The sequence below is a fragment of the Mesorhizobium sp. B3-1-9 genome (genome assembly GCF_006439595.1).
In the GTDB taxonomy this organism is placed as follows: domain Bacteria; phylum Pseudomonadota; class Alphaproteobacteria; order Rhizobiales; family Rhizobiaceae; genus Mesorhizobium.
The window spans coordinates 104,886-123,858 of the sequence record NZ_VFTJ01000004.1; the positions used below are offsets into that span (position 1 = coordinate 104,886).

The 18,973-nt window shown below is 64.6% G+C and carries 16 protein-coding genes; all 16 read right to left on the reverse strand.

The window, feature by feature from the left end; all coding sequences use genetic code 11:
• Window positions 1-43: 43 nt before the first annotated feature.
• The 16 genes from FJW07_RS09055 to FJW07_RS09130 all read right to left on the reverse strand — a co-directional run bounded on the left by FJW07_RS09055 (window position 44) and on the right by FJW07_RS09130 (window position 18,819).
• Window positions 44-1,735, reverse strand: coding sequence for an extracellular solute-binding protein (locus FJW07_RS09055; protein WP_140855893.1), 1,692 nt, complete (start codon window positions 1,733-1,735; stop codon window positions 44-46).
• Between the two features lie 88 nt (window positions 1,736-1,823).
• Complete coding sequence (locus FJW07_RS09060; protein ID WP_140855894.1) at window positions 1,824-2,732, reverse strand: intradiol ring-cleavage dioxygenase; 909 nt, start codon at window positions 2,730-2,732, stop codon at window positions 1,824-1,826.
• A gap of 31 nt (window positions 2,733-2,763) precedes the next feature.
• The gene (locus FJW07_RS09065) at window positions 2,764-3,825 is read right to left on the reverse strand and encodes a maleylacetate reductase (protein ID WP_140855896.1); all 1,062 of its coding nucleotides are present in this window, start codon (window positions 3,823-3,825) and stop codon (window positions 2,764-2,766) included.
• Between the two features lie 14 nt (window positions 3,826-3,839).
• Window positions 3,840-4,127, reverse strand: coding sequence for a YciI family protein (locus FJW07_RS09070; protein ID WP_140651249.1), 288 nt, complete (start codon window positions 4,125-4,127; stop codon window positions 3,840-3,842).
• A gap of 219 nt (window positions 4,128-4,346) precedes the next feature.
• Window positions 4,347-5,339 carry a cell division protein FtsZ gene (gene ftsZ, locus FJW07_RS09075; RefSeq protein WP_140855898.1) on the reverse strand — a complete coding sequence of 331 codons (993 nt, stop codon included), beginning with the start codon at window positions 5,337-5,339 and terminating at the stop codon, window positions 4,347-4,349.
• Between the two features lie 217 nt (window positions 5,340-5,556).
• The gene (locus FJW07_RS09080; RefSeq protein ID WP_140855900.1) at window positions 5,557-6,597 is read right to left on the reverse strand and encodes a proline racemase family protein; all 1,041 of its coding nucleotides are present in this window, start codon (window positions 6,595-6,597) and stop codon (window positions 5,557-5,559) included.
• A gap of 265 nt (window positions 6,598-6,862) precedes the next feature.
• A complete protein-coding gene (locus FJW07_RS09085) occupies window positions 6,863-7,744 on the reverse strand; it encodes an SMP-30/gluconolactonase/LRE family protein (RefSeq protein ID WP_140855902.1) in 882 nt (293 codons plus the stop codon).
• 2 nt (window positions 7,745-7,746) lie between these two features.
• A complete protein-coding gene (locus tag FJW07_RS09090) occupies window positions 7,747-8,715 on the reverse strand; it encodes an ABC transporter permease (RefSeq protein WP_140855904.1) in 969 nt (322 codons plus the stop codon).
• The gene (locus FJW07_RS09095) at window positions 8,712-9,701 is read right to left on the reverse strand and encodes an ABC transporter permease (RefSeq protein ID WP_246680714.1); all 990 of its coding nucleotides are present in this window, start codon (window positions 9,699-9,701) and stop codon (window positions 8,712-8,714) included. Before FJW07_RS09095 ends, FJW07_RS09090 begins: the two co-directional genes overlap by 4 nt.
• Window positions 9,702-9,743: 42 nt before the next feature.
• Window positions 9,744-11,246: a sugar ABC transporter ATP-binding protein gene (locus FJW07_RS09100; RefSeq protein WP_140855908.1), complete on the reverse strand. Its 1,503-nt coding sequence runs from the start codon at window positions 11,244-11,246 to the stop codon at window positions 9,744-9,746.
• 167 nt (window positions 11,247-11,413) lie between these two features.
• Window positions 11,414-12,481: a substrate-binding domain-containing protein gene (locus FJW07_RS09105; RefSeq protein ID WP_140783588.1), complete on the reverse strand. Its 1,068-nt coding sequence runs from the start codon at window positions 12,479-12,481 to the stop codon at window positions 11,414-11,416.
• 68 nt (window positions 12,482-12,549) lie between these two features.
• Window positions 12,550-13,614 (reverse strand): substrate-binding domain-containing protein, encoded by a 1,065-nt coding sequence (locus FJW07_RS09110; RefSeq protein WP_246680715.1) that lies wholly within the window; start codon window positions 13,612-13,614, stop codon window positions 12,550-12,552.
• Between the two features lie 200 nt (window positions 13,615-13,814).
• Window positions 13,815-14,585: a GntR family transcriptional regulator gene (locus tag FJW07_RS09115; RefSeq protein WP_140640235.1), complete on the reverse strand. Its 771-nt coding sequence runs from the start codon at window positions 14,583-14,585 to the stop codon at window positions 13,815-13,817.
• A 93-nt stretch (window positions 14,586-14,678) separates the two neighbouring features.
• Window positions 14,679-15,392, reverse strand: a complete 714-nt coding sequence (locus FJW07_RS09120; protein WP_140855910.1) for an E3 binding domain-containing protein — start codon at window positions 15,390-15,392, stop codon at window positions 14,679-14,681.
• Complete coding sequence (locus FJW07_RS09125) at window positions 15,389-16,399, reverse strand: C-terminal binding protein (protein WP_140855912.1); 1,011 nt, start codon at window positions 16,397-16,399, stop codon at window positions 15,389-15,391. The genes FJW07_RS09120 and FJW07_RS09125 overlap by 4 nt, the downstream gene beginning before the upstream one ends.
• 23 nt (window positions 16,400-16,422) lie before the next feature.
• The gene (locus FJW07_RS09130; RefSeq protein ID WP_140855914.1) at window positions 16,423-18,819 is read right to left on the reverse strand and encodes a thiamine pyrophosphate-dependent enzyme; all 2,397 of its coding nucleotides are present in this window, start codon (window positions 18,817-18,819) and stop codon (window positions 16,423-16,425) included.
• Window positions 18,820-18,973: the final 154 nt, after the last annotated feature.

Here is an 18,973-nt window from a genome sequence, read left to right on the forward strand (position 1 = left end):
TCAAACGCTGAACTGCTTCAGGGCGCGTCGCAAGGAAACGGATTCAGCCGACGCGGTCGACGATCCGCTCGATGCGGTCCTGGGCGTCTTTCAGGGCCGCTCGGTCGGATTTGCGGCCGGAAAGCGCGTCGTGAACCTCCTCGCCGATGATGCGCTCCATGCCGGTGTAGAACGGCACCGGCGGGCGCTGCCAGTTGCGCAGCAGATTGCGGTTGGCGAGACTGCCGACAAAGCGCACGAGCTGCGAGCTGCCGATCGCCTCCGGATCCGCGCTGACCGAGAAACGCGGCGCGACGGGAAAGCCGTTCTTCACATGCTCCTTCATGGCCTCGCGCGATGCCATCCAGGCCAGCGCTTCGGCCGCCAGCGGCAGACGCTTCGGGTCGATGTTGGAAGGAATGCACAACAGGAACCCGCCGATCGGCGAGGTGTTGGTGCCGCCCGGTCCTGAAGGCTGTGGAACGTAGGCCACGCGGCGCTTGACGGCGGAGCGGACTTCGGCCTCGAACTGCGCGGCGCGCATCGTCCAGACATAGCCCATCGCGCTCTGGCCGCGCAGGAAGACCGCGCAGGAATCGTCCCAATGCGCCTCGAGCGCGCCGGGCTGGGCGATCTCCAGCATGCGATGCATGTAGTCGAGCGCCAGCAGGCCGGCTTCGCTGTCGATCTGCGGCCGCATATGCTGCGCATCGAGATTTTCGGTGGAATAGCCCGTCGGCGTGCGGCGGATCGACAGCACGGTCTGGCCGCAGCAGCCGAGGAAGAACATGAAGCTCGATGCCAGCGGCCGGTGCGCCGCGTTCCAGGCGATGCCGTAGCGTTCCGCGGCCGGATTGTGGAATGCGCGCCCGGCGCTGATGACGTCGTCGAAGGTGCGCGGCAGCGCCAGCCCCTCGCTTTCGAAGAGATCCGACCGGCAGGCCAGCACCTCTATCGTGCAATAGATCGGCACACCGTATTCGACGCGCTGCCAGGTCGTCGTCGACCAGATCGACGGATGGAAATCCATCGGGTTGATGCCGGATTCGCGGATCGTCTCGCCGATCGGCAGGACAAGTCCCTTGCTCGCGAATTCTCCGAGCCAAGGCATGTCGATCGCGATCATGTCGTAGGCCGAGATGGTGCGCGCGCCGTTCGCCAGGCCCTCCCGGTAAAGATCGTTCTGATGCACCAGCTTGAAGCTCTTGGCGCTCGCCAGATTGTTGCGGAAGTCCGACCACGTGTTGCGCATGGCGGCGAAGTAATTGTCGTCGTTCAGCAGGAACTGCAGCTCGACGCCTTTCGTGACCCTGTTGGTCAAAAGGTTGATCGGTGGAATGATCGGACTGCCGCGCTGCGGCGCGCCGAAATAATAGTCGGCCTCATGCTCCTCATTGTTGCGGCCGCCGACGATCTCGGCGATCAGGGCTTTTGTCTCCGCCGCATAATTGATGGCGAGGTTCGAGAGGCGTGCCGTCGGGTGAAGCGTGAAGCGCTTGGCCGTTTCGGAAGCCGCCCGCCTTTCGATCAATCCGCCGTCGATCATGCCCTGGATGCGCCGGATCGCGGTGCCGTGAGGGAGATTGGAGACCAGCGCGAGCTTGCTGATCGTCACCGGATAGCCCTCGAGCTCCGAGCGCATGAGGTAGTGGATGATGCGCCAGGCGGCCTCGTCCTCGACATCCGTGACGCCGAGGAAAGGTCTGCGCAGGCGATCCACGAAATCATAGACGCGCAGGAACTCGTGATCGTTCATCCGAACATTCTCCTTCCAGCGCGGAAGGATAAGCCGATCAGGCGGCTCGACGCCAGCTTTTGTCCAATTTGGACGAAACTGCCCAGCCTTAAGTTCCGGCGGTCTTGGGAGCCAGGACGAAATCCCATTCGACGGACCAGAACGGAGCGTCGAAACCGAGCTCGCGCGCCTTTTCCGGGTTGGTGACTTTGGTGAAACCCGCGATCAGCGAATCCTTCACGCCGAAGACGGCGTCCTCGGCGAGGTAGCGGCAATCGGGCGCGAAGATGTGGGTGATGACGGGATCGTAACCCGGCGCGCTGACGATGTAGTGCACATGCGCCGCGCGGTTCGGATGACGCCCGAGCGCGGCGAGCATCTTTCCGACCGGTCCGTCGTCGGGGATCGGATAGTAGCGCGGCTTGACCGAACGATACCAGTACTCGCCCTTGTCGTTGGCGGTGAAGACCCCGCGCAGGTTCCAGTCGGGCTGAACGTCCTTCTGCTGGACGTCGTAGAAGCCGTCGTCATTGGTCTGCCAGACGTCGATCAGCGCGCCGGCGATCGGCTTGCCTTGCGTGTCGCGCACGCGACCGCGCACCACCATCGGCTCGCCTTTGCCGTCGAGGCAGATGTTAGCGCCGTGCTCGTAGCGCGGGGCCTCCGGCACATAGAACGGTCCGAGGATGGTGTTTTCCGTGGCGCCGTTCGGACGCCGGTGATTGATCGCGTCGACAAGCATCGAAACGCCGAGCGTATCGGAAAGAAGGATGAATTCCTGCCGCCAGTCGGAGCACATCCTGCCGACATCGGTGAGGAACTTGATGCCTTGCAGCCACTCCTCATGCGTCGGCTCGATCTCCTTGATGGCGGCGTGCAGGTGCTTCACCAGCACGCCCATCACCTGCCGCAGGCGCGGGTCGACATCCGGCCCCATGCGCGCGTTGACCACGTCGACCGAGGTCTCTTCCTCGAAATAGGGATATTTCGGTCGAGCGGCGTCTGCGGTGCCTGTCATGGCGATAACTCCTCGAGGGACGTTCGGGTTCTCAGGCCTGCGGCGGCTCGCCGGCATAGGCGCGCGCGATAAGAGCCCGGATCGGTTCCCGCTCCAGCGCCCGCGGGTTCCAGTAGGGATTGGCCAGCGCGCGGTCCGTCGCGGTGTCGATCCCGTCGGACGGCATGCCTATCTCAGACAGGGCGCGCTTTGCGCCGATCCTGCCCGCAAGATCGTAGAGAGCCGTCGCCGGGTCGTTCGTCTTCAGCACGGCCCGCAGGGTTTCCATGACCGCCGGAATGGCGGGGGCGTTATAGGCCAGCGCATGCGGGAGCACGATCGTATGGGTCTCCGCATGCGGCAGATCGAAACTGCCGCCCAGCGTGTGGCAAAGTTTGTGGTGCAGCGCCATGCCGACCGAGCCGAGGCAGATGCCGCAGAGCCAGGCGCCGTAAAGCGCCTTGGAGCGTGCATCGCGGTCATGCGGCTTCTCGGCGATAACCGGCAAGGCGCTCGCCAATGCGCCGATGGCCTCGGCGGCCATCAGGTTTATAACCGGGTTGCTTTCCCTCGCGTAGAGCGCCTCGACCGCATGGGCGATGGCGTTCATGCCGCTTGTCCCCGACAACGCGGCGGGAAGCGTCATCGTCAGGTCGACGTCGTAGATGACCACTTCCGGCAGCACGCGCGGGCTCGATTGGGTGACCTTCACGCCATCCTTCGTCTCGCCGAGGATGGGTGTCATTTCCGAGCCGGCATAGGTCGTCGGCATTACGATCTGCGGCAGGTCGGTGCGCAACGCGATCGCCTTGGCGAGGCCCGTCGTGGAGCCGCCGCCGACCGCGACCAGCCCGTCGGCCTCGAGTTCCGCCACGACCCGCAGCGCGTCCTCGGTCACGGACACGGGCGTATGCATCGTCGCCCCGGCATAGACCCCGGCCGCGGTGCCGCCAAGCGATCCGGCCAGACGCCGCGCGTCCGCCTCCTGCGGCGGCGTTGCCAACACGAGCACACGCTTCAGCCCCAGACGGTCGATCTCCTCCGGCAGCCTTGCAATGGTGCCAGATCCGAAGACGACGCGCGCCGGCTGGCCATTATAGATGAAGCTTTTCATCGAGCCTCTCCCCGTCAGCCGCGATTGTCGACACGCAGCAGGAAGGGATTGATGCTGACGCTTTGCCAGACATTGGCGGCATTGAACGGGTCGGCGGCGTTGAACGCCTTCACATCTTCGATGCTGTCCGCGGAAAACACGAAGAGCGAGCCGATCATGGTCGCACCGTCCGCAGCGACCAGCGGCCCGGAGATTACGGTCGCGACCGATCCGGCGGCAAGATAGGCCTTGTGGGCATCGTAATTGGCAAGCCGGCGCGCAAGCGCATCGGCATGGTCGAGACAGTGGACGGCAAAGAGCAAGATAGTCCTCCCCGGGGGGCGCGACGCTTCATCGATCGTCGCTAAGTTCTACTCCTCCCTGCCGGAACTTAAATCGACTCCTGTCGAACGGACCGATGAATTTGTCCAAACTGGACAGATATGGGTCCATGCGGTCGTGATTGTTCGCCGCCGGAAACGGATATCGGCCGATTGCATCGTGCCGTCGGGGGCTAGCGCAGCCGCGAGGTCGCCGTGGTCTCAGGCGATCCTCTGCTCGAATTGCGCGACGTCGGCGCTCTTGCGCAGTCCGGTCGCGACGACGGACACGCGGAACTTTCCCGCCAATGCCTGGTCGAAGATGGCGCCGACGATGATGTCGGCATCGGCGTCGACCTCTTCACGTATCCGCGTCGCGGCTTCGTCGACCTCGAACAGCGTCATATCCATGCCGCCGCAGATCGACACGAGCAGCCCCCTGGCGCCGGACATGGAAGCTTCATCGAGGAGCGGATTGGCGATCGCCGCCTCGGCCGCGATCTTGGCGCGCCCCTCCCCGGAGGCCTCGCCGGTCCCCATCATCGCCCGGCCCATGTCCCGCATCACCGACTTCACGTCGGCGAAATCGAGATTGATCAGGCCTTCCTTGACGATGAGATCGGTGATGCAGCCGACACCCGCGTAGAGAACGCGGTCCGCCATGGCGAAGGCGTCGGCGAACGTGGTCCTGGCGTCGGCGACCCTGAAGAGGTTCTGGTTCGGGATGACGATCACGGTATCGGCGCTCTCGCGAAGCCGTTCGATGCCTTCCTCGGCCGCCTGCGTCCTGCGCTTGCCTTCGAACACGAAAGGCTTGGTGACGACGGCCACCGTCAGGATGCCGGCATCGCGCGCGGCACGCGCGATCACGGGCGCCGCGCCCGTCCCCGTGCCGCCGCCCATGCCGGCGGTGATGAAGCACATATGCGTTCCCGCAAGGTGATCCATGATCTCGTCGATGGATTCTTCCGCGGCAGCGCTCCCGACCTGGGGCAAGGACCCGGCGCCCAGGCCCTCGGTCACATGCGCACCCAGTTGGATCAGCCGCGACGACTTCGACATGGTGAGCGCCTGGGCATCGGTGTTGGCGACGACGAACTCGACGCCCTGCAGCCCTTCGGCGATCATGTTGTTGACGGCGTTGCCGCCGGCGCCCCCGACCCCGACAACGGTGATCTTGGGCCTCATCTCCAGGATTTCCGGCTTGGCGGTCATTTCCTCATCTTTCTACCGAAGGCACCTGCGGCTCCGCCGCACGATCATGCGGAACCGAAGCAAGCACACGAATCAGGCGACCCCCACCAACCGCAGGGAATCAGAGCAGGCGCCTCCCTGCAAGGTCCGCTGACATTCTGCAAGCGCAAACGCCCCGGCCAAGAGCTGGAAGCGTCTGGGCGCTCGAGTTATCCGAGCCGGCGCACTGCAGGAAATTCTATTGCGTCACCGAAGTCGAGGTGCCCCAGGTATCCGACAGCACATAGCCTTGCGGATAGGGATCCGTCGGATCGAGATAGTAGTTGTGCTCTCCTGTGATCCAGGCTCTGCCGGTTATCTGCGGCACGATCGCCTTGCGCCCTCCGACTTCGGTGAGTTCGAGGATCTTGCCGGTGAAGCGCGAGCCGATGATCGATTCATGGATCAGCACCTCGCCGGTCTTCATCTGGCCTCGCGCCTGCAGCACGGCCATGCGGGCCGAGGTGCCGGTTCCTGTCGGGCTGCGGTCTGAGCGTCCTGGCGAGACGATGCAGGTGTTGCGCGTGACGTTGCCCGGCCCCTGGAACGGCATGGCGAACTGCACGATCGACACACCGCGCACATTGTCGAACTGCGGATGCACGACATCGAGCTGCTCGCGCGCCGCGCGGCGGACCTTCTCGCCGGCCACGGCCAATTCGCGGGCCTCGTCGGGGGTGACCGAGAAGCCGAGCGCGGGCGCATCGACAATCGCGTAGAACATGCCGCCATAGGCAATATCGACCTTGATCGTGCCGAGCCCTTCCACCTCGATATTGGCATCGAGGCGCTCGGCGAAGGCGGGGGCATTGCGCAGCGTGATCGACAGGCATTTGCCGTCGCTGCATTCGGCGCGCACCTCGATGACGCCGCCGGGCATATCCAGCTTGAAGCGCGTCTCGGGCTCCTGCATCGGCACCATGCCGGTCTCGAGCAACACCGTGGCGACGCAGATCGTGTTGGAGCCGGACATCGGCGGATATTCGGTCGGCTCCATGATGATGGCGCCGGCGGCGCAATCCTCGCGCGTCGAGGGCACCAGGAGATTGACATGCCGGGCAACGCTGCCGCGCGGCTCGCAGATCAGCATGCGCCTGATATGGTCGTGATCGCGTTCCATCGTGATCATCTTCTCCATCATCGTGCGGCCGGCAGGCGGCAGCACGCCGCCCACGATGACATCGCCGATCTCGCCCTCGGCGTGGCAGCCGACGACGCGGATGCTGGTTTTGGTGCGCATTGCTTTTCTCTCCCTGTCCGCAGCGATTATCCGCCTGGCAAGTGGTCCTGCTTGGGGACAAACTGATCAATCCGCGCGCCAGCCTCAAGGAGATTCCGCGAATGACCGCCAACGTTTTTCCAGCTGCACGCCGAAATCGCGGAAAATTCCTCTGGTGGCTGGCACGCACCCCGCGCTGTGAATGCCAACCCGCCCATGGCGACGGGACGATCTCGGCGCGCAAGGTCGAGGCGCCGCCCGCGATGTCGCGCCTTGATTGCCGGCGCTATCCCTTGAATGCCGGCAGCGTCAGACCCTTGACGCCGACATCGAGCGCAAACAGGCCGCCCGGATGCTTCTGGCCGACGAAGTGGCTGGCAGGACGCTTGAGCACGGCAGAGGTGACATAGAGGATATCGAGGTCCTTGCCGCCGAACTCGCAGCAGGTCGGCAGGTCGGTCGGCAAGAGCACAGTCTGCATCAGTTTGCCGGTCGGATCGTAGCGGCAGACCTTGCTGGTCACCGGAATGGTCACCCAGTAGCAGCCTTCGGCATCGACCGTAGCTCCGTCGGCGACGCCGCCGGTGACCGTCATGTCGACGAAGGTACGGCGGTTCTCGATGTCGCCGGTGGCGGGGTCGAAATCATAGGCCCACACCGCGCCGGCATGGCTGTCGGAGAAATACATGGTCTTCGAATCCGGGCTCCAGGCGAGCCCATTGGAGCAGCCGATGCCGTCGATGATCTTGTGCACCGAAAGATCGGGATCGAGCCGGTATAGCGCGCCGATGAATTCGATCGGCTTGCCGGGCACCTCGAACATCGAGCCTGACCAGAACCGTCCCTGCCGGTCCGTCTTGCCGTCGTTGAAGCGGGTCTTTGGCATATGCGCTTCCGGGTCGACGATCGCTTCGAACACACCCGTCGCAGGGTCGAAGAAATGAAAACCGTCGGTCATGGTCAGCACCAAGCCGCCTTTTTCGCGCAGGCCGAGGCAGCCGAGATATTCCGGCGTCTCGAACACCTCGTCCTTGCCGGTCGACGGGTCGTAGCGGTGGATCAGTTTCTTCCAGATGTCGATCCACCAGAGCACGCCGGCCTTAGGGTCCCAGAGCGTGCCCTCGCCCAGCTCTGCTTCGGCATCGACGACGCAAGTGATTTCGACCATGCTCAAGCCCTTCTGCCGCGAATTCTGCCGCCGAGCCCGGCGAAGGTCTCGCTGCCGATCGACACGGTGATCAGGATCACCGCGCCGTAGACGACGAGCAGCGCGCCGCTCGACAGGTTGAGCGCCGGTAAGAGCCCGGTGAGGATGGTCAGCACCATGGCGCCAGCGACGGTGCCGAGATAGTGCCCACTGCCGCCGAGGATCGAAGCGCCGCCGATGGCGACCGCCGCGATCGAGGTGAACAGATAGGCATCGCCCATGCCGAGATAGGCCTGGCCGGAATAGCCGGTCAAAAGCATGCCGGCGAAAGCGGCGGTGAGGCCGGAGATGACGTAGGTCAGAATGGTGGTGCGCGCGGTCGGCACGCCGGAGAATTCGGCGACGGTCGCGCTGGTTCCCAGCGCATAGAGATGACGTCCGAACGCGGCCTTGGAGAGCAGCAGCGTGGCGACCAGCGTCAGCGCGAGCCAGATCAGCGCTATGACCGGTAAGCCGCCGATGCGCCCGACCGACAGGAACTGGATCAGCGCCGGCGCGGACGGCGTCGGCGAACCGCCGGTCAGCACCAGGATCAGGCCCTGCAGGATGACATTGGTGGCCAAGGTCATGATAATCGGCGGCACTCCGAACTGGGCGACGCCGACGCCGTTGATGAGCCCGATGAAGGCGCCGCCGGCAAGCAGCAGCGGCACGACCCAGATAAGCGGCAGATCCTGCCCGCCGCAGAGCAGCGCCATCACGATCGCCACGGAATTCAGCACCCAGGGCACCGACAGGTCGATGCCGCCGCCGATGATGACGAAGGTCTGGCCGAGCGCGACGATGCCGACGAAGGCCGCCAGCACCACGGTCGAGCGCATGTTGGAGACCGAGAGGAAGCCAGGCGAGAAAATCGCCGTGACCAAGAGCAGCACGATCATGCCGGCATAGGCAAGCACGATGAGGCGGTTGCGGGCGAGGAAAGCGCTCATTGGACGCGGTTCCTCGCGGCCTTTTCGGCGATCGAGCTTGCGAGCACCGAGAGCAGCAGGATGATGCCGGACGCGACCGGCTGCCAATAGCTCGACACGTGCAGGACGAAGACCAGATTGCCGATCAGGGTAAGCACGAAAGCGCCGATCAGCGTGCCGGCGAGATGGCCGCGACCGCCGAACAGGCTGACGCCGCCGATGACCGCGGCCGCCACGGAAGGCAGGATGTAGTCCTTGCCGATGGTCGGCGAACCGGCGCCGGTCTGTGTTATCAGAAACAGCGCCGCGCCCGCGGCGAACAGACCTGACAGGCCGTAGGTGACGATGTTGACGCGGGTGATGGAAACCCCCGACAGAAACGCCGATTTCTCGTTGGAGCCGGAGGCCTGGATGGTAATGCCGACGCGCGTCGCACGGAACCACCACCAGAACACGAGCAGCGCCAGCAACATCCAGACCGGGCTGGTCAGGCCGAGGAGTTGCACCGAGGCGAAACCAACCCACCAACCGGGAACGCTGCCGCCATCGGTCGGCAGGATGATCATGGCGACGCCACTGAGGATCGACCAGGTGGCAAGCGTCACCAGGAAAGGCTGCAGCTTGAGCAGCGAGATCAGCAGGCCATTGAGCGCGCCGATGAGGAAACCGAGCGCCAGTATGGCCAGCGCCCAGAACGCCGTGGTCGAAGGATCGTCGGTGAAACGCGTCGCCGCGATCACCGTGCCGAGGCTGATCATGCCGCCGATCGACAGATCGATGCCGCCGCGCACCAGAACGATGGTCTGTCCGGTTGCCGCCAGCATCAGCGTCATCGCCGCCGCCGTATCGAGATTGAGCTCATCCAGGCTGAAGACGCCGGACTGCAGGCTGCCATAGATGGCGACGATCAAGGCCAGCATCAGGCAGGCGACGAGGAACGGCGCGCGGTCGAGCGCGCGGCCGCGCCAATCCATGCGTGGCCTGCTGTCCTTGGTTCGCGCCGGCATTCGCGCCCTTTCCACAGTTTGCTCCGCGGACATCACCATGCCTCAGGCCGCCCTGGTTTCAAGCATGGCGGCGCGCAGGATTTCCTCCTCCGAAATATGCCCGCCCTCCAGCGTCGCGGCGATACGGCCGTTGCGCATGACCAGCACGCGGTCGGCGACATGGACGAGCTCTGGCATGTCGCTCGAATGGAACAGGATCGCGTAGCCCTTGGCGGCGAGATCGCGCATCAGCTGGAAGATCTCGCCCTTGGTGCCGACATCGACGCCGCGTGTAGGATCGTAGAGCAGGAGCACGCGCGCTTGCGTCAGAAGCATCTTGCCGAAGATCACCTTCTGCTGGTTGCCGCCGGACAGCGTTCCGGCAAGCTGCTCCGGCGTGCCCGCCTTGATGCGCAGGAAATCGACCATCTCCTTGACCAGGGCCGCTTCCTTCTGCCGGCTGAGCAGGCCATTTTCGGTGAAGCGCTTGATGACCGACAGCGTCAGGTTCTCGCGTACGCTCTTGGTCAAGAGCAGGCCCTGGCCGCGCCGGTCTTCCGGCACCAGCGCGATGCCATCCTTGCCGGTCAGCGCCTGGCGCGGATTGCCGATCGCCGCGGGCTTGCCCCAGAGCTCGATCGTGCCGCTCGCCTTTGTGGCGCCGAACAGCGCCTGGAACAGCTCGCGCTGGCCGTGGCCCTGCAAGCCGCCGACGCCGAGCACCTCGCCCTCGCGAAGCGAAAAGTCGACCCCTGAGAGACGGCTGCCGCTGGCGAGGTTTGCGACCTTGAGCGCGACGCGATCCGTCATCGTCGGCACGCGCTCGGGATAGAGCCGATCGAGATGCCGGCCGATCATCTGGGTGACGATCTCGTCGTCGGAAACGGCAGCGGCCTCATGCGCGGCGACAGTGCTGCCATTGCGGAAGATCGTCAGCCGGTCTGCGATGGCGCGCACCTCGGCCATACGATGCGAGATGAAGATGACCAGCCTGCCTTCGGCGGCCAGTTGCCGCGTGAGCTTCAACAGCCATTCAGCCTCCCGCGCCGGCAGCGCCGAAGTCGCCTCGTCGAGGATGAGGATGCGCGGGTCCTTGGCCAGGCCCTTGGCGATCTCGACGATCTGCCGTTCGGCCAGCGTCAGCCGCCGCAATTCCTGTTCGGGACGCGGCGCCGGGAAATCGTATTTTTCGAGAAGCGCCAGCGTCCTGCGGCGCATTTCCGCGCGGTTGACGGTACCAAGCCATGTCCTTGGCTCGTGCCGGAACCAGATGTTTTGCTCGACGCTGAGATCGGGGATGAGCGACAGTTCCTGGAAGACGGCGGCAATGCCGCGCGCCTGCGCGGCATCCGGGTTTGCGGGCCGATAGTCCTGGCCATCGACGAGGATGGAGCCGCCGTCATGCTGCACCGCTCCCGACAGGATCTGGATGAAGGTGCTTTTGCCCGCTCCGTTCTCCCCGAGCAGCGCGTGCACCTCGCCGGCGCGGGCGCTGAATGCGGCTTCGCTCAGCGCGACGATGCCGCCATAGCGTTTTGACAGACCGTTGACGGTAACGAGATCCATGGGCCGCTTTCCAGAGCGGTTCACCGTTTCAAGGAAACGGCGAACCGCTCTATCTCTTTCTTTTTACGCAATTCCGGACAGAAAACCGCTCACACTTTTCCTGGAATTGCTCGAAAAGGTCTCCCGGCATCGCTCGATGCCGGGAGACAGGATCGTGGAACCGGATGTTACTTGCTGCCGGCGGCTTCCGCGGCGGTGATCTCGACCCAATCGGGCGTGATCGGCAGCGTCAGGCCAGGCGCCTGGTCGGGGAAGGCATTTTCGCCGACCGCGATCTTGATCATCTTGGTGCCCGGATAAAGCTTCGACTCGAAAGGATCGGTCGTCACGAAATCACCCTTGACCGACACCGAGCGTTCGGCCGGCTTCTTGCCGGTGTCCAGCATATCGACCGCCAGCTTGATCGCTTCGGAGGAAAGATAGGCCGGATTCGAGCCGAGGATGCATTTGGCGCCTTGCGTCTGCGCGCAGGTGACGGCCGCGACATTGTAGGAGAAGCCGACGACCGGGACGATCGGCCGGCCGGCGTCCTTCAGCGCCTGGATGGCGCCCGAACCGTAGCCTTGCGTCATGATGCCGTCGATTTTCGGATTGGCGGCAAGCAGTGCCGCCACGCCGGACTGTTCCGGACCGAGCGCGTAATTGCCGTTGTAATAGCCGACAACCTTGATGTCGGGATATTTGGCCAGCACCTTTTCGTACCCACCCTGCAATTGCGCCGAGATCGGTGCGCCGGCGAGGCCGCGATCGAGGATGATGTTGCCCTTGCCGCCAAGCTGGGTGGCCATCCACTCGGCCATGACGGCGGGAATGCGGTCCCAATCGGAAGCGACGGCATAGGCGCAAGGCTCGGTGACCACCTGGTCGAAGCTGATGACGACGATGCCGGCGTCGCAGGCCTTCTTGATGGTGGGGTTGAGCGCCGAATCCGAACCGGCATCGACCAGGATCGCGTCCGGCTTCTGGCGGATGATGTTGTTCAGCGAGTTGATCTGCGCCTGTACAGTGTTCTCGACATTCTCGATCTTGAGGTCGACGCGGCCTTTCAGCGGCCCCTTGTTGACCGACACGGTGGCGACGCGCTCCATCTGCTGGCGCCAGTCATTGCCGACGAAATTGTTGGAGAGATAGATGGTGTAGGGTTTCTTGTCTTCGGCATGGCCGGCCTGCATGCCAACCGCCATCATGGTGGCTGCAAGCGCTGCAAGGCCGGTGTAACGGCTCAATAATTTCATGATTTTCTCCTCCCGTTTTTCGGTTCGAAATCGTGGCGCCACGATGCGGTGCCCCTGCCCTCATCAAATCAGCTTCCCGAGGCCTCCTTGGGTGTGATCTCCACCCAGCTTGGCGATACCGGCAGCGAAAGGCCCGGCGCCAGATCGGGGAATACGGTCTTGCCGAGTTCGATCTTCACGGCCGAGGAATTCGGCGCGTATTTGGCATCGACCATATCCGTGGTCAGGCCGGGCGAATTGAACAGCACGGTCGTGTCGGCCGGCTTCCTGCCGGTATCGAGAATGTCGACGGCGAGCTTGATCGCTTCGGCGGACAGGGATGGCGGATTGGCGCCGAGCCAGCATTTCGCTCCCTTGGTCTCGGCGCAGCTGACGCCGGTGCCGTTGAAGGCGGCGGCGACGACCGGCACCATCGGCCGGTCGGCATTCTGCAGCGCCTTGATGGCGCCGGTGCCGTAGCCTTGCGAGAAGATGCCGTCGACCTCCGGGTGCGCGGCGAGCAAGCTCGCCACGCCTTCCTGTTCAGGCCCGGCGGCGTAGTTGCCGTTGAAATAGCCGACGATCTCGATGCCGGGATATTTCTTGAGCACGGCGCCGAAATTCTTTTCGAACTGCTCGGAGATCGGCGCGCCGGCGAGGCCCCGATCCATGAAGACCTTGCCCTTGCCGCCGAGCATGGAGGCCATCCATTCAGCCTGGTTGTTGGCCATGATGTCGAAGTCGGAATGCAGCTTGTAGGCGCATTCGGCCGACACGGTCTGGTCGAAGCTGACGACGATTATGCCGGCGTCGCAGGCTTTCTTGATCGTTGGATTGAGAGCCTCGGCCGACGACGCGTCGATCAGGATCGCGTCGGGCTTCTGGCGAATGATGTTGTTCAGGGAATTGATCTGCGCCTGGACCGTGTTTTCGGTATTTTCGATCTTGAGGTCGACGCGGCCTTTCAGCAGCCCCTTGTTGACCGCGACATTGGCGACGCGCTCCATTTGCTGGCGCCAGTCATTGCCGACGAAATTGTTGGAAAGGTAGATGGCGTAGGTCTTCTTGGCTTCGGCATGGCCGGATGTCGCTCCAGCGCAGGCTGCGAATCCGGCAAGCGCGACCAAGCCGGCGCACAGGCTCCACGACTGCATTGTCTCCTCCCTATGTTCCTCCCGGCTTGCGATGGACTGCGCCATCTTGATCAGACACCGGGCCTCTCGACAGCTGCGGTCGTGGGCGGAATTCGCGCACTATCTCGCCTACCGCCGGCACCTCAGCTTAGCTATCATGCTATTATAATTTTATAGGCCTGTCCATGCACCCGACGGCAGAAATCGCACTTTCGAGGGTCTCAGGAGAGGTCGTTCGGCGCGTCGTAGGTGATGCTGAAAATATCGGCGGGATGGCGGGCGACGGAGAACTCGATGCTGCGCTGGTCGGCCGACTGATAGAGCATCTCCACCGTCAGCACCGCGCTGCCCAGTGCGATGCCGAGATCGGCGGCAACCGCCTCGTCGGCGATTTCGGCGCGCACGGTGACATGCGCCACGTCGAGGCGCAGCCCGAGATGCTTTTGCACCGAGCGGAAGATCAGCACATCGGAGAAGTCTTCGCGCTTCAGCCTGGCGCCGATGTCGGGAGGGAAATAGGTGGTGATCTGCGCCTTCCTCTGTTCACCGATCGACAGCACGCTGCGCAGGCAATAGCCCGCCTCCTCCTTGCCCATGCCGAAATGGCGCTGGAGCACAGGTGAGACCTCCTTGCGATAGGATTTCACCGTAAGCTGCGCGTCCTTGGTGAAGGCCGCCATGTCGGCGAAGTTCTTGAACTTCCAGCTCAGATTGACCGACGGGCTGCGCGCCGCGACCACCGCCGGTTTCGCCGAGCGCTTCTTGATCAGTCCGTCGGCTTCGAGATCGCGCAGCGCCTGGCGCACGGTGATCAGACTGACCCCGAAGTGCTCGGCGATCGCCGCTTCCTTCGGCAATTCCCCGCCGACGGGAAAGGTGCCGTCACCGATCGGCACGCGCAAGATGTCGGCGAGTTGGCGATAGAGCGGCCCGTTGGAGCGTCCAAGCGAGCGCCTGGGAAGACTGTCGATGGTGGGAACGGTGTTGTCCATGAGCCTCGTCGCGCCTGTATCGAAGCTTTTATAATAGCTTCCGCCGCCCGAGGCTATCGCATGACGCGCAAAACTGCGGTTTTGCAGCAATGCTTAGACAAAGAGCCGAAGCGGATGTTCGACCGCCGATTTCAACGCGGCGAGCCAGACCGTCGAGGTTGCCTCGTCGACACGCGCGGCGTCCACCGTCAGCAGGCATTCGGCGTTGTCGCCGGCGGAGCCGGCCGAGACTGTCAAGCGCATGGCCCGGCCCGGCAACAGCGGCATCGTCACCGGCCGGATATCGCTCGGCGGCAGCAGCCGCACCGACAGGACGGCCGGTTTTTGCGCATCGTCGCGATTGTCCGCCTGCGCCGCAAGCCGCGCCGCGCGCAGCGCCGTCAGCGGCATTCCCGATGTGGTCGCAAACACGACTTGCCTGTTGCCGAGTTCGAGCGCCACAGGCGCTTCCTTGACCTTGGCTACTTCTGAAATCTCGCCGAACGCGCGACCAGTGGCACGCAACACGATGTCGTCGATGTCGAACACCTTCCCCGAGCTCCCCAGCGCGCTCAGCAACTCGTGCCACGCGTCCAGCGCGATCGATGTCGCGAAGGCGGCGATGCGGGACGCGACAGGCGAAGACGCCGGGGCCGCGGCCAGAAGCTCTGCCGGCGCATCGACCGGGGTAAAGTCAAGCACGTCGGCGGCCAGGATGCGGCCGCCCGGACCGCTGCCGTGGAGCGCTTCGAGCAGGAAACCACGCTCGCGGGCAAGCCGGCGCGCATAGGGCGAAACAGCCAGCCGCGATGCCACCGCCATGTTCATTTCAGATACTCGGCGTTGACGCAGTTGGTCAGCCGGCCCTCGGCGAGATAGGCATGCACGACTTCGATCGATTTCAGCCTGAGGTCGCGCATCGCCGCCGGGCTGTAGAAAGCCGCGTGCGGCGTCACGATCAGCCGGTTGGCGATCCACGGCTCGCGGCGCCGCCACGCCGCCAGAAGCGGATGCTCGAGATCGCCGGGCTCGTTCGGCAGGACGTCCAGCCCGGCGCCGGCGACGACGCCATTGCGCAGCGCTGCTTCCAGCGCGTCGAGATCGACGATCGGACCCCGAGCCGTGTTGACAAGGACAAGGCCAGGCTTGGCGGCCGCGAAGGCATCCGCGCCGATGAGCTTGCGCGTTTCCTCGCTCAACGGCGTATGCACGCTCACCACATCGGCCCGCCTCATAAGCTCGGCCAGCGAATGCACCCTCTCATAGCCGGTCGACAGGTCGACACCGGACAGAAGATGCGGATCATAAAACACCACCTTCATGTCGAAGGCGGCGGCGCGACGGGCCGCCGCAAGTCCGATGCGGCCCAGCCCGACGACGCCGAAGGTCGCCCCCTTGTGACGGCGCACCAGCGGTGCTTTTGAGAAATGCCAGCCCTCGGCGCCATTGGCCGAAAGCTCGGCGCCATAGGCCGACGTGCCGCGCGTCAGCGCCAGCATCAGGCCGATGGCGTGATCGGCGACTTCGGTGGTGCCATAGTCGGGCACGTTGCAGGCGGGAATCTTGCGCGCGCCCCAGCCGGACGTATCGATGTTGTCGAAGCCGACGCCGGAGCGCACCGCGATCCTGGCCTTGGGAAAGGCGGCTGGCGCGGCGGCGACATTATGGGTCGGCGAATAGTTGATGACCGCGTCGACCGCCTGGCAAACCGCCGGATCGAGCGCGGCGGCTTTGTCATTTGTCGAGCGGGCCAGGATGAACTCGATGTCGGGATAGTGCTCGCGTTCGAGCTCGGCCTCGTCGGCGGCTTGCCAATTGGCGCACAGGATCTTCATGCTTGCCCTTCGGATATGGATGATTATCTCTTGATGCCGCCGATGCGCCCGCCCATCGGCACCACGGCGCCGACCGGCTGATCGATGGCGTTGAGCGTTCCGCTGACCGGCGCCTCGATCTCGACCACGGCCTTGTCGGTCTCGATCTCCGCGATCAGCTCGCCTTCTTTCACCGCGTCGCCCACCGCCCTCAGCCATTTGACGACCGTGCCTTCGCTGACGGTGAGATCGCCGAACGGCATCGTGATCGGCTCGTCGTCGCCGGCGGTGGCGATGGAAGCGGCTGGTGCCGTAGGCTGCGGCTTGGCTGAAACAGGTGCTGGCTTTGCCGGCGCGGCGCTTTTCAGGCCGACGGTGTACCAGTGATCCGGCACCGGCGGCTCGCCGGCGACGACGTCGCGAATGCCTTGGGCGATGCGTGCCGTGTCGACCAGCATGGCTCGCTCCAGCACCGGCGCGAAGGGATGCGACGTTGGTGCTGTATGCAGCCTTCCGGGTGGGGCGTCGAGCTCGTCGAAGGCGAGCTCGTTGATCGCCTGAGCGATCTCGCCGCCAAGGCCGCACATTGCCCACGCCTCGTCGACGACGAGCAGGCGATGCGTCTTCCTGACGCTGGCCACGATCGTGTCGATGTCGAGCGGCATGATGGTGCGCGGGTCGATCACCTCGGCCTCGATGCCATCGGCGGCCAATGCCTCCGCGGCTTCCAACGCGCGCTGCATCATCTGCCCGGCCGCGACGATGGTGATGTCGCGGCCCACCCTCGCGATCCGCGCGACGCCGAACGGCACATAATGCTCGCCGACCGGCACCTCGCCCTTGGAGGCGAACAGCGCCTTGGGTTCGAGCATGATGACCGGATCGCCGGCCCGGAGCGCGGTCTTCATCAGGCCCTTGGCGTCCGCCGGGTTCGACGGCACGCAGACGATCAAGCCCGGCATATGGGCGAAGACCGGGTGGTAGATGCCGCTGTGATGCGGGCCGGAACTGCGCAGCGCGCCGGCGCCGACGCGCACCACCATCGGCGCGCTCATGACGCCGCTGGTCATGTAACGCAGCTTCGCCGCCTGCAGAAAAATCTGCCCTGCGGTTTCGAAGGCGAAGTCGGCGAACATCAGGTCGGAAACGGTGCGCGCGCCGGTAGCCGAAGCACCGACGGCGGCTGCGGTAAAACCCTGCTCCGAAATCGGCGTGTCGACCATCCGCTCGGCACCGAACTCCTGCCACAGGTTCCTCGTGTGGGCAAAGCTGCCGCCGCGCTCGCCGGTGCCCTCGCCGAAGTAAAGGATCGCTGGATTGGCGCGCATCTCTTCGGCAATGCCGTCGCGCACCGCCTCGAGCCAGCCTTGCGTTCGCGTCTCGCCGACGGCGCGCGGCTGCAGGGCAGCCGGCGGATTGATCGGATCGGCAAAGACGTGCAGGCGCACCGTTGCTGGATCTGGCTCGGGCGAATTGCGGGCGAAGGCGAGCGCCTCCTCGACCACCTTCTCGATCCGCGCCTCAATTGCCGCGAGCGCCTCGGCATTGGCGACGCCGTACTCTTCGATCAGCCGCTTGCGGAACATGTCGATCGGATCGCGCTTGATCCAGGCGTCGAGCTCTTCCTGCGTCCTATAGGTGCCGATGACCGGGTCGCCCTCGTGGTGGCCGACGGTGCGATAGGTCTTGGCTTCGATCAGCGTCGGGCCCTTGCCGGCGCGGGCACGTTCGGTCGCTTCCTTCATGGCCAGCCAGACGGCGAAGACGTCGTTGCCGTCGACGGCGACGCCGGGCATGCCGTAGGACGCGGCCTTGGTGGCGATCTCGGGATTGAGCGTGATCGATTTGAGCGGCGTGGCGGTGGCGTAGAGATTGTTCTCGCAGATGAAAACCGCAGGCGCCCGCTGCACCGCCGCGAAATTGAGCGCCTCGTGGAAGCCGCCATGGTTGGCGGCGCCGTCGCCGAAGAAAGCGACACCGATGTCGTCGCGGCCCTGCTGGCGGGCGCTCATGCCGATGCCGACGGCATGGCCGATCCCGGCGGCGACGATACCGTTGGTGCCGAACAAGCCGACCGAGCGGTCGTAGAGATGCATGGTGCCGCCGCGGCCGCCGCAAATGCCGTCGGCCTTGCCGAACAGCTCGGCCATCACGCGCCCAGGGTTCGCGCCCTTGGCCAGGGCATGGCCGTGGCCGCGATGGGTCGACGTGACCCAGTCGGTCGGCCGCAAATGCGCACAGACCCCGACGCCGGTCGCTTCCTCGCCGATATAGAGATGAAGGAAGCCGGGCGTCTCACCCTTGCGGCAAGCGATCTGGGCAATGCTTTCGAAGCGGCGCAGCAACACCATGCGCTCGAACAGGTCGAGCAGGATTTTTCGGTCGGGCAGATTTGGCGCACCGTTGAAATCCTCGCGTGCGCGCGCCGCAGAAATTGCCACCAAAACCTCCCGTGAATCCGTCTGGCGCCGGACAGAAACGCGCCGGCGGCGAGCTTGTGGCTGCTCGCTTCGGGCTCATCATAGATTATAATAGCATAATGTCTACAGGCTCTGAGCAGAGCCTGCGAGGTGCAAGCGCGTTCACCGTTTCACC

Coding starts and splice junctions, on each gene's coding strand:
- FJW07_RS09055 (WP_140855893.1), bottom strand. CDS start 1,735: ATGAACGATCACGAGTTCCTGCGCGTCTATGATTTCGTGGATCGCCTG.
- FJW07_RS09060 (WP_140855894.1), bottom strand. CDS start 2,732: ATGACAGGCACCGCAGACGCCGCTCGACCGAAATATCCCTATTTCGAG.
- FJW07_RS09065 (WP_140855896.1), bottom strand. CDS start 3,825: ATGAAAAGCTTCATCTATAATGGCCAGCCGGCGCGCGTCGTCTTCGGA.
- ftsZ (WP_140855898.1), bottom strand. CDS start 5,339: ATGACCGCCAAGCCGGAAATCCTGGAGATGAGGCCCAAGATCACCGTT.
- FJW07_RS09080 (WP_140855900.1), bottom strand. CDS start 6,597: ATGCGCACCAAAACCAGCATCCGCGTCGTCGGCTGCCACGCCGAGGGC.
- FJW07_RS09085 (WP_140855902.1), bottom strand. CDS start 7,744: ATGGTCGAAATCACTTGCGTCGTCGATGCCGAAGCAGAGCTGGGCGAG.
- FJW07_RS09090 (WP_140855904.1), bottom strand. CDS start 8,715: ATGAGCGCTTTCCTCGCCCGCAACCGCCTCATCGTGCTTGCCTATGCC.
- FJW07_RS09095 (WP_246680714.1), bottom strand. CDS start 9,701: ATGCCGGCGCGAACCAAGGACAGCAGGCCACGCATGGATTGGCGCGGC.
- FJW07_RS09100 (WP_140855908.1), bottom strand. CDS start 11,246: ATGGATCTCGTTACCGTCAACGGTCTGTCAAAACGCTATGGCGGCATC.
- FJW07_RS09105 (WP_140783588.1), bottom strand. CDS start 12,481: ATGAAATTATTGAGCCGTTACACCGGCCTTGCAGCGCTTGCAGCCACC.
- FJW07_RS09110 (WP_246680715.1), bottom strand. CDS start 13,614: ATGCAGTCGTGGAGCCTGTGCGCCGGCTTGGTCGCGCTTGCCGGATTC.
- FJW07_RS09115 (WP_140640235.1), bottom strand. CDS start 14,585: ATGGACAACACCGTTCCCACCATCGACAGTCTTCCCAGGCGCTCGCTT.
- FJW07_RS09120 (WP_140855910.1), bottom strand. CDS start 15,392: ATGAACATGGCGGTGGCATCGCGGCTGGCTGTTTCGCCCTATGCGCGC.
- FJW07_RS09125 (WP_140855912.1), bottom strand. CDS start 16,399: ATGAAGATCCTGTGCGCCAATTGGCAAGCCGCCGACGAGGCCGAGCTC.